The sequence below is a fragment of the Acinetobacter baumannii genome, from assembly GCF_009759685.1.
Taxonomy (GTDB): Bacteria; Pseudomonadota; Gammaproteobacteria; order Pseudomonadales; family Moraxellaceae; genus Acinetobacter; species Acinetobacter baumannii.
The window spans coordinates 1,501,829-1,512,889 of the sequence record NZ_CP046654.1; the positions used below are offsets into that span (position 1 = coordinate 1,501,829).

7 protein-coding genes are annotated in these 11,061 nt (G+C 41.0%); 5 read left to right on the plus strand and 2 right to left on the minus strand.

Annotated elements, in window-relative coordinates; all coding sequences use genetic code 11:
- Positions 1–2: 2 nt before the first annotated feature.
- Positions 3–569: an acyl-homoserine-lactone synthase AbaI gene (gene abaI / locus GO593_RS07150; RefSeq protein ID WP_001984993.1), complete on the minus strand. Its 567-nt coding sequence runs from the start codon at positions 567–569 to the stop codon at positions 3–5.
- Positions 570–632: 63 nt separating this feature from the next.
- Positions 633–1,049, minus strand: a complete 417-nt coding sequence (locus GO593_RS07155) for a DUF4902 domain-containing protein (protein WP_001984992.1) — start codon at positions 1,047–1,049, stop codon at positions 633–635.
- Positions 1,050–1,807: 758 nt separating this feature from the next.
- Between GO593_RS07155 and abaR the strand changes: the two genes are divergently transcribed.
- The 5 genes from abaR (at position 1,808) to GO593_RS07180 (ending at position 11,057) form a co-directional block, all read left to right on the plus strand.
- Positions 1,808–2,524 carry a LuxR family transcriptional regulator AbaR gene (gene abaR, locus GO593_RS07160; protein WP_000446781.1) on the plus strand — a complete coding sequence of 239 codons (717 nt, stop codon included), beginning with the start codon at positions 1,808–1,810 and terminating at the stop codon, positions 2,522–2,524.
- A gap of 604 nt (positions 2,525–3,128) precedes the next feature.
- Positions 3,129–5,018 carry a fatty acyl-AMP ligase gene (locus GO593_RS07165; RefSeq protein WP_000279952.1) on the plus strand — a complete coding sequence of 630 codons (1,890 nt, stop codon included), beginning with the start codon at positions 3,129–3,131 and terminating at the stop codon, positions 5,016–5,018.
- 50 nt (positions 5,019–5,068) lie between these two features.
- Entirely contained in the window at positions 5,069–6,844 is a 1,776-nt protein-coding gene (locus GO593_RS07170) for an acyl-CoA dehydrogenase (protein WP_100223352.1), read from the plus strand.
- Positions 6,841–7,101, plus strand: coding sequence for an acyl carrier protein (locus GO593_RS07175; RefSeq protein WP_001030690.1), 261 nt, complete (start codon positions 6,841–6,843; stop codon positions 7,099–7,101). The genes GO593_RS07170 and GO593_RS07175 overlap by 4 nt, the downstream gene beginning before the upstream one ends.
- Positions 7,098–11,057, plus strand: a complete 3,960-nt coding sequence (locus tag GO593_RS07180) for a non-ribosomal peptide synthetase (protein WP_001060987.1) — start codon at positions 7,098–7,100, stop codon at positions 11,055–11,057. The genes GO593_RS07175 and GO593_RS07180 overlap by 4 nt, the downstream gene beginning before the upstream one ends.
- The last annotated feature ends 4 nt before the right edge of the window (positions 11,058–11,061 follow it).

Here is an 11,061-nt window from a genome sequence, read left to right on the forward strand (position 1 = left end):
AATTAGATATCAATCAAGCATGCAAACATCGAATATCCATCAATCGTCATTGGTGGACCTGCACGATGGGCACGAAAACCCGCAGCACGTAATAAACGTTCTACTCCAAGAGGAGAAGTCGTAATGAGTTGTTTTGCGCCTTGTTCTCTTGCAAAGTTGATTGCTTCTTGCAGAATTGCAATTGAGACCGGTGATGACACAGCCTGACTGCTAGAGGAAGGCGGATTTGAAAAATCTACGGCTGAAAACCTTGATAATTCCCAAATTTCTGGTGAGCAGGGAATAGGCATTCCATTGAGAAGTTGGGGAAATATTGCCCCGAGTAAATAGGGTTGTGTGGTGGGTAGTAGTCTGGCACAACCAATGATATTGGATTCTCTGTCTTGAGCCACGACATAAGCTGTATCGATTTTATCAAATTGATCTAGTTCTTCATCGTTTGGACAGTTCAACTCCCAACCCAAATATTCAACAAATACCCTGTAGCGGTAACTTTTAAATTTGGTATATAAGCCTTCTGAAAAATTGTTTTGAAATCCAGCAATAATATTCATTACAAGTGCTTCCACTTATTTTTCAAGTGACTTTACTGAACAGCTGGAAAGGCGGTAACTGTAAGAATTTACAGGTTTCTAAGAGAAGGTTTGACTTAATGAAGACTTGGTTAATGACGTATTGATTTGGGCATAAATAAACGGTTCCCAGAACAAAGTATCTATTTTTTTCTCGAGTAATGTTTCATTAATATCAAATCCGATATCCATACCAGATACGTCAACAATCATGATATTGCTTCGAGGTAACCCCACTCGTTTTACGGTAGTGATGCCATTATTCTCAATGAGTTCCCAATCCCATCCGGTACTTAAAGCTGGAGTTTGTGAAGTTGCCCATTCAGTAAAACCATAATAGAAAATTTGAGACGCTTCAGTATGTCTAGATTCAACGGTAGAGATGATATGTCGGAGAGGATAACTCATGAGTTGGTTTTCGTTCATTCGAATAAAACCATCTGTTGAGATAGAGAAATGAGGGGGTATGCTAACCATGCTACCTGCTTAAGTACCCTAAATTAAGATTTAATGAATAAATAACATAAATTTTTGCCAATAAAATACTGTTATATTTAACATGTTAACTGTAATTTGTTAGCACATCTTTAAGCTCTTCTTATTAGAGAGATTTTTAGATAAAAATTATTTTTTTAAAGAGAAACCTTCGATGGAGCTTATTAGATAGTCAATATTGCTACTACTTAAATACTAATTATAAGTATGAGGATTTTTACTTTAATTGATTGGTTTTTAAAGTATTATAATTATTTTTAGTTTTTATATATAAAAACTAAAAAAATTGGAGATATCGAATAATTGATAGACAATATTATTTAATTAAATTAATAAAAGCATACTATAAAGATTAAGTAGTCGACCTCTTTATAAATTAAAAAAATATATATTTTGGAATAAAATGCATCGTGTAAATTTTAATTTTTAAAGCATAATCTGCGCATGAAATATAACAACCTTGAAAGCTTTCAGACATTTAGTTTATCTGAATAATTTGCAACCATTTTGGGCTTAAAAGTGTTGTTAATTGGATGATGAATTCAAAATCTTTAATTGAGAGCTCTAATAGAAGAGTAGGCACCGAAAATATATTTAGCAACTTCAGAATCTTTTAGATTTTTGAAGGACTTTATGGAAATTACGGTAAAAGATTAGACCTACACTTCAATTTGATTGCTTGGATTCACAATATGCAACCGAATAAAAAATAGTCTGTGAATGGAGTCTAATGAGAGCAAATGGAAAGTTGGCAAGAGGATTTATTATCAGCATTTTTGGTGGTAAAAAATGAATACCAGTTGTTTGAGATCGTTAAATCTACCGCATCAAGGCTCGGATTTGACTATTGCGCTTATGGTATGCAATCACCCTTATCTATTGCTGAACCAAAAACGATTATGTTGAATAATTATCCAGAAGCATGGCAGAAACGTTATGTGGAACGGCAATATGTGAAGATAGATCCAACTGTGCAGCATTGTATGGCATCACTTCAACCTCTTGTTTGGTCGAGTCAATCTGCAAAGACACAGGCAGAAAAAGATTTTTGGGAGGAAGCGCGTTCTTATGGTTTAAATGTCGGTTGGGCTCAGTCAAGCCGTGATTTTATTGGGACCCGAGGAATGCTAACACTGGCAAGATCCAATGACCAGTTATCAGAAAAAGAGCAAAAAGCACAATATACGAATATGTACTGGTTGACTCAAACAGTGCATTCCAGCATTGCTAAAATAGTAAATGATGTAGAGTTTGCTAAATTCAATCTTTATTTAACGAACAGGGAAAAAGAGGCGCTACGTTGGACTGCCGAAGGCAAAACGTCAGCAGAAATAGCTCAGATTCTTGGAGTAACTGAAAGAACCGTAAATTTCCATCTCAGTAACTCCATGCAAAAGTTAAATGTAAATAATAAAATTTCAGCAGCTATTCGAGCTGTAATGCTAGGGCTTTTGTAGAGAGTATAAATAACACAGGAATTTAATATTAAAATTAAATGGAATAAATAATTTTAAGATTTATATGTTTGATTTAAGTTAATCAAATGTTTTAAATTTAAGGAAATATAATAAATTGATTTTTAATATTAAAATAAAAATATCCATTTATTTGCTTTTATATTATATTCATAAGTATCTATATAAATATAATAATCTAATTTTTAATTTATATTATTTTTTATATATTTTTTAAAAATATTTACTCTAGAGTTAAAAAATAATGATGCAACTGTTTAAGAGTAAAAACCTTCAAAGACTTGGCTTATGCGTATCTAAATTAGGAATAGGTGAGGCATTAATTTAAAATAATGATAAGAAATTAAAAATATATAACTGAACAAAAATGATTCATATAAAGGATTTAGCTTCTTAATTTTCAATAAGAGACCACTAACCTGTAAACACTTACAGGTGTAATAAGTAACACTCACACATAAAATATAATGTGAATTTATATTTTAAATAAAAAGTATATTTATTCTTTTATTAAGAAACCTAGCAAGAAATGTCGTTTCTGAATTAGCAGATTTTAAAGGTTAATTATAATTAATCGGAGTAAGTTATGGCTGTAATGTGTACGGATAATATCATTGCAACTTTGGAATCCCACGCAAAATTAAATGGAAATAAGATCGCTTTTGAGTATTTGGGACGCCAGTCTGGTGGTATTCAATCTCTGACATATTCAGATTTGAATGAGCGAGTTCAACATCAAGCCCAAATATTAATGAATCTTGTAGACAGTGGTGACCGTGCCGTATTGCTGTTCGAACCTGGGTTGGACTTTATCGTATCGTTCTTTGCCTGTCTGAAAGCTAAAATTATTGCAGTACCAGTCAGCTTACCGTTTAACCGTAATGGTTTTTCTAATATTTTGAATATTATGAATGACTGTGAGCCTAAGATTGTACTCACAACAAAAAAGATTCTTGAGCTAGCAGGTCTTATCACACTAAAAGCTCAAAATGAAAATTTGATATTACATGCTGTTGATGCCGAATTGCAGCGTGACTTGGTGGAAAAGGATTTTCCGCTTATTACTGAAAAAGATATCTGCTTCCTTCAATATACTTCAGGCTCAACAGGCTGGCCTAAAGGCGTAATTGTCACTCATAAAAATATTATGGCCAATGAAGTCATGATTGCCGAAGCTTTTGGTACACAACCAGAAGATGTTGGCCTGACGTGGCTGCCTGTTTACCACGATATGGGGTTGATCGGCTCGGTTTTGCAAACCGTATATGTGGGACTGACTTGTTATGTCATGTCGCCGCTGGACTTCATTCGAAAACCTCTTAAATGGCTACAATTTATTAGTGAAAAAGGCGTCACGATTAGTGGTGGACCAAACTTTGCCTATGAATTGTGCCTACATCGCATCACTGATGAGCAGGCTGCAGCGCTTGATCTAAGCCGTGTGCGTGTGCTGTTTAATGGTGCCGAGCCGATCAAGGCCCATGTTATGCAACGCTTCATGGAGAAGTTCAATACACAATCGAAGCTCCGACTTGATACTTTCTTGCCATGTTATGGCTTGGCAGAAGTGACGCTCTTAGTCAGTGGCGTAACAGGCCCTCTCAATACAATTTCACTTGATCGTGACAAGTTAAATGCCCATTTGGTACAGACCAGCCAAGATCAGACAGCCGTGCAAGTAGTGAGTTGTGGCAAGATCTCGAAACATATTGATTGTCGTATCGTTAATCCTCATACCCGTAAAGAGGTAGCGGCTCATGAAGTCGGTGAAATCTGGCTAGCAGGTGAGAGTGTCACTGCGGGTTACTGGCAAAAGCCGGAAGTTAATCAGGAAACCTTTGAAGCAACGATCCTTAATGAAGCGGGACAACCTAGCCAAGTACACTACTTAAGAACGGGTGATATGGGCTTTATCAAAAACGGAGACCTTTATATAACCGGCCGCCTTAAGGATGTGATTATCATTCGTGGCAAAAACTATTATCCGCAAGATATCGAATGCTCTGTTGAAATGGCACATCCTGCTGTTCGTAAAGGTTGTGTTGCAGCAGTGAACTTTGCTGATTCTGAAGGGGTTACGGTTGTACTTGAGATTAAGAAAAAGTCCTTAGATAAAACACTTAATTTTGAAACCATCAGAACTCAAGTTAAAGAACAAGTGGCGGCTGATATTGGCTTGCCTGTAGACGGTGTCTATTTACTGCACCAAGGCCGAATAAATAAGACCACTAGCGGCAAAATTAGAAGAAGAAAAATTAGAGAGCAGATCGAACGCGGTCAACTGGTCTGTTTAACCCATCCAAACCGTAGAACGGTGATTGCTCGAAACTATGTCAAGAACGGCTTAGACGTCATCCGTGATCGTGAGCAGCGGGGGCAGCTGATTCGTTATAGCTCCAATCTACTCAACTCAATGATCAAGGAACGTGAAGTACGCACGCTGATTTTTAATCGTCTGAAAAGTGCTTTGTTTTAACCCTTATCTTTTAAATCTTTGAGTGAAAATCCATGTTACTTACGTCCAATTTGCGGCAGTTTCAATCTGCTGCTCGTCTGGAGCAAATTTTAGGCTCCGTACATGATACCAATAATGATTTTTCTTGGTCCTCAGCTATCGAGCGTGATGAGAAAGAGCAATATCCACAGCGAGCTGTTGATTTTCTGAATGCGGTGGGTATGAACCGTTTCTATGTGCCTTCAGAGCTTGGAGGCCGTATGGAAATTGGTGAAGAGTTGTTATATCTGCATCGCGTGTTGGCACGACGCGATCTGACCATCAATTCGACCTATAGCACGAATGCTTGGTCTGTGATCGTATGGATCGGTGGTAATGCGAATCAATGTCAAAACATCGCTAACCGAATTTTGAGTGGGGCTGCTCCAGCGCTGGCTTATAGTGAGAAAGCGCATGGTGCTGACCTGTTATCTAGTGAAGTGACTGCGCAACCTTCCGACAGTAAGTACGTCTTAAATGGTGAGAAATGGTCGATCAATCGCGCCACTCTAGGTGACTCTTTAAGTCTAATCGCTAAAACGTCAAATGATCGTGGACCCCGTAGCCTGAGTGCATTCTGGCTCGATAAGCGTCATATGGCTTCTAAAGGAACGTATAGCCTGAACCGTCTTCCAACAGTAGGTATGCGTGGTCTAGATATCAGCGGTATTGGCTTTAACAACGCTGAAATTCATAAAGATGCCCTGATCGGTGAAGAAGGTCAGGGGTTGGAACTTGGACTCAAAACTCTACAGGTAACGCGTGCATATTGCAGTAGTTTCTCTCTAGGTGCCGGCGATACGATGCTACGCATCGCAACCGAGTTCGCGATTGAACGCGAGTTATATAACAAAAAAGTAATAAGCATACCGTTGGTACGTGAGCAACTCGCTACAGCTTATGCCTACCTTTTAGCGGCTGAGGTGTTATCACTTGTTGGTGCGCGAGGGTTACACGTTTGTATCAATCAATTCAGTACATGGTCACCAATCGTCAAGGTACTGGTGCCTGAATATGTAGAGTCGCTTGCCAAAATCACATCCTCAGTGCTTGGGTCACGTTTTTTCTTAAGAAATGCATATGCAGATGGAATGTTTCAGAAAGCATTCAGGGACCATCTGATTGTCAGTGTGTTTGACGGTAGTAGCACCGTCTGTCTAGACAGTCTGAGTTTTCAGCTCAAATCTGCCAATAAAGGGCGCAGCAAAAAAGCCGACCATCTCAATCAAGCTGAAGCGAAAGCACGCTATCGCCAGTTATATGACTTACAGGTAGAGACAGGTGCTATTGATTTCCGTGAGCTTGAGATTTTCAACCGAGATGGTGACTTGGTGATGGAGTCACTCGAAACAATCATCGAAATGCTCAACGACTCTAATGTCACAGTTGGGTTGTCTGCTGAGACGCTAGCTACGCTACATGAGCGAGCAAACAAGCTTCTTGTTGAACAGCGTTCATTGGATCAAAAAATTCAGGACTACTTTTCAAATTCTGAGCAAAGCAAGGAGTTTGAAACGATGCGCTTCAGTCTTGCCCGTAACTATGCCGAGTTATTCGCTCGTATTGCTGTGTTGGGTTTCTGGGTTTTTAACCGCCATGGTTTAAGGCCTGCTTTACAGGATGGTGCATGGCTGATCATTTTCTTAAATGCTGCTGAAGGGCAGACAGCTCCTCCTATGACGTCACTACGTGAAAGCACATTGGCAGATCTGCTGGACCGAATTTCAACCAATCACATGTTATCTGTCATCGATTTTGCACTGGCACCGCGTGATGCCAAACCGGTTAAAAAGGAGATTACCCCATGAATAAAGATAAAGCTTACTGGAGCGCAATCATTCGTACGCTAGTTGCTAAAGAAATGCGCGTAGAGCCTGAGACGATTGATCCAGATCAAAAATTTACCAGTTATGGTCTTGATTCGATTGTTGCTTTGTCTGTGTCTGGGGATTTAGAAGATCTGACGAAATTAGAACTTGAGCCGACACTATTATGGGATTACCCAACAATCAATGCGTTGGCTGAATATCTTGTTTCTGAGCTGCAGCAGGGAGTTGCTTCATGAACAACCTTGCACGACTAGAACCGGAAGTTCTGTCTCGTCATGCGATTTCTGCAGAGCAGCTTGGCATTTGGTATATCCAGCGTCTTGAGCCAACTTGCAGTGCCTACAATATGGTGGTGGCCTTTGATGTGAAGGTCAACCAGTCATTGGGTAACAAGCCAATAGAGATACTAGAAGCGGTAATGCATGATTATCCGCTACTACGTGTAAGTATGCCTGCCAATGATCAGGGAATTGAGCAACTGATCTGGGATCGCGTATATCCAAATATCATCTTTTCTGATGCTCGTCATATTGAAGCTTCTGATTTGACGCAATTGGTTGAACAGGACACCAAGCAGCCATTTGACCTGACTCAGCCACCGTTGTGGCGTATTCATTGTTATGAACGCGGTCAAAATCATTATGTGATCGCATTTGTGATTCATCATGCGCTCATGGATTTTTGGTCAATTGGTTTGTTGCTGCGAGATGTCAGTAAACGTTTTGGACTCGTTGCAGAGTCGGATGCAGTGAACGGAATCGAGTTTGCACAGTATGCCGATAAGCAGCAGAGCAGCGTGATTGATGATACTGATGAGAGCTTAATTTTCTGGAAAAATGCACTGAAGCATGCACCACATGTGCATAGCATTCCGCTTGATTATCCTCGTCCAGCCGTACAGCATCATAAAGGTAGTTCACTGGTTTTCCGTGTGCCTGAGTCAGTGTCATCTGGTCTTGTAAACTTAGCAAAAAATTATGAGATCACATTGTTCGGGCTTGTGCTATCTGGCTTTTATATTTTGCTGCACAAACTCTCTAATGAAAATAATCTAGTGATTGCTACACCCGTAGCAGGTCGACTTGAACGTTCTTTACGTAATGCATTGGGGCAGTTTGTCAACACGATTGCTATTTACATGGACATCGATGCTGATCAGACTTTACGTCAATTTACGCAACAGGTTCAGGAACAATTAAGACAGAGCCTTAAGCATCAAAAAGTTGCCTTTTCTAGAGTAGTTGAAGCTGTCTCACCAAAACGTGATGGCAGTATTAATCCATTGGCTCAGATAGGAATGTTCTGGGAACGTCTAGGTGGTATGGATGAGTTTAAAGAACTACTCCTACCAATCCAGACTCCGGCCACTTTAGTTGGACAAGATTTGACATTAGGAAGTTTTCCGGTTCGCCAGCAAGAAGGACAGTTGGATATTACGCTGGAAATGGGCGGTGAATATCAAGGTGAACTCGTTGGCGTATTGAAATACAACACTGATCTATTTTCTGCGCAGTCTGCCGAGAATATGGTGCAACTGTTGCAAGCTGTACTCGCAGAGATGGTGGCCCATCCTGAACGCAAGATTGTTGAGCTAGATATCGCTCCTGATTATAAAGATGGTATCCAGTTCGAGGCCCTCCGTGGAAAGGTGACTGATTATGCTCAGCATGATCTACTTGGAATGATTCTAAAGCAGATTGAAGAGCGTGGTGAAAATCATGCTTTAACCTCAAACGATCATACGATTAGCTATCGTGACTTAGGTCAATATATTGCTGGTATTGCTGAATATTTGCGTGCACACGGCATTACACGCGGTGATCGTGTAGGTCTGATGTTAGATCGCACGGCGTTATTGCCAGCAGCAATCCTTGGGATCTGGGCGGCAGGTGCAGCTTATGTGCCACTGGATCCTAATTTCCCAACTGAACGTCTACAGAACATCATTGAGGATGCTGAACCTAAAGTCATCTTAACTCAAACCGAGTTAAGGGATGCTCTTAACGTTACTGTGCCTCGCTTAGATATCAATCAAGCTGGTGTTGTGGCACTTGAACAGGTGCGCGAGACGCTTGCCTTTGGCGACATTGCTTATGTGATGTACACATCAGGCTCGACAGGTAAGCCTAAAGGTGTCCGTATTGGGCATCCTTCAATTATCAATTTCTTGCTATCTATGAATGATAGATTGCAAGTAACGACTGAAACTCAGTTGTTAGCAATCACCACGTATGCATTTGATATTTCAATTCTTGAATTACTCATTCCGCTGATGTACGGCGGTGTGGTGCATGTTTGCCCACGTGAGGTATCACAAGATGGCAATCAATTGGTGGATTATCTAAATGCTAAGTCTATCAATATTCTGCAGGCAACACCGGCTTCTTGGAAAATGCTCTTAGACAGCGAGTGGAGCGGCAATGCGGGATTGACAGCACTCTGTGGAGGCGAAGCGTTAGATACTATTCTGGCAGAAAAACTGCTAGGTAAAGTTGGCTGTCTCTGGAATGTCTATGGACCGACCGAAACTACAGTGTGGTCTAGTGCAGCTCGTATCACCGATGCAAAGTATATTGATTTAGGCGAACCACTGGCGAATACCCAGCTTTATGTCCTTGATGAAAAGCAGCGTTTAGTTCCACCAGGCGTTATGGGTGAGCTTTGGATTGGCGGTGATGGTCTGGCAGTTGATTACTGGCATCGCCCTGAACTGACAGATGCCCAATTTAGAACATTGCCATCTCTACCAAATGCCGGTCGACTCTACCGTACAGGGGATAAAGTCTGCCTGCGTACAGATGGACGCTTGACTCATCACGGACGTCTGGATTTTCAGGTCAAGATTCGTGGGTTCCGTATTGAACTAGGTGAAATTGAGAATGTTCTCAAACAAATCGACGGTATTACAGACGCAGTAGTGCTAGTTAAAACTACAGCTGACAACGACCAGAAACTGGTGGCGTATGTAACTGGACAAGAGCTTGATATTGCTGGTTTGAAAAAGACCCTACAAATCCATCTTCCAGCTTATATGGTGCCAAGTGCGTTTATCCGATTGGATGAGTTTCCAATGACGGCCAACAATAAGTTGGATCGTAAGGCATTTCCTGAGCCGATCTTTGAGCAGAGCAATGATTATGTTGCACCGCGTGATCCGATTGAAATCGAACTGTGTACTACCTTTGAGCAGATCTTGTCGGTCAAGCGAGTTGGTATACATGATGATTTCTTTGAATTAGGTGGGCATTCACTATTAGCTGTGAAGCTTGTCAATCATCTCAAAAAGGCTTTCGGTACCGAACTGTCAGTTGCTTTGTTGGCACAGTACTCCACTGTGGAACGTCTGGGTGAGATCATTCGTGAAAATAAAGAAATTAAACCATCCATCGTAATTGAGCTGCGCCGTGGAACCTATGAACAACCGCTATGGCTGTTCCATCCGATTGGTGGCAGTACCTTCTGTTATATGGAGCTTTCGCGTCATCTTAATCCGAATCGTACCCTACGTGCCATTCAGTCTCCTGGACTGATTGAAGCCGATGCTGCGGAAGTGGCGATTGAAGAAATGGCGACGCTCTATATTGCTGAAATGCGAAAGATGCAGCCTCAAGGGCCTTATTTCCTCGGTGGCTGGTGTTTCGGTGGTGCGATTGCCTACGAGATTAGCCGTCAGTTGCGTCAAATGGGACAACAGGTCACAGGAATAGTCATGATCGATACGCGTGCTCCAATTCCAGAAAATGTACCTGAAGATGCCGACGATGCCATGCTTTTGTCTTGGTTCGCCCGTGATTTGGCTGCACCTTATGGCAAAAAGTTGACGATTCCAGCGCAATATTTGCGTGAGTTGAGTCCAGATCAAATGTTTGATCATGTACTTAAAGAAGCTAAGGCCATTAATGTTCTGCCTCTCGATGCAGACCCATCAGATTTCCGACTTTACTTTGATACCTATTTGGCGAATGGCATCGCACTCCAGACCTATTTCCCAGAACCTGAAGATTTTCCAATACTTTTGGTCAAGGCCAAAGATGAGCAGGAAGACTTTGGAGAAAGTCTAGGTTGGGATCAACTGGTCAAAGACACGTTGACACAAGTCGATTTGCCTGGTGACCACTCATCAATTATGTACGCTGAGAATGTCGTGGCTGTAGCCCAGACCATTGATCAGATGTACCCAATTCCTGCATAAGAAA

Coding starts and splice junctions, on each gene's coding strand:
- GO593_RS07155 (WP_001984992.1), bottom strand. CDS start 1,049: ATGGTTAGCATACCCCCTCATTTCTCTATCTCAACAGATGGTTTTATT.
- abaR (WP_000446781.1), top strand. CDS start 1,808: ATGGAAAGTTGGCAAGAGGATTTATTATCAGCATTTTTGGTGGTAAAA.
- GO593_RS07165 (WP_000279952.1), top strand. CDS start 3,129: ATGGCTGTAATGTGTACGGATAATATCATTGCAACTTTGGAATCCCAC.
- GO593_RS07175 (WP_001030690.1), top strand. CDS start 6,841: ATGAATAAAGATAAAGCTTACTGGAGCGCAATCATTCGTACGCTAGTT.
- GO593_RS07180 (WP_001060987.1), top strand. CDS start 7,098: ATGAACAACCTTGCACGACTAGAACCGGAAGTTCTGTCTCGTCATGCG.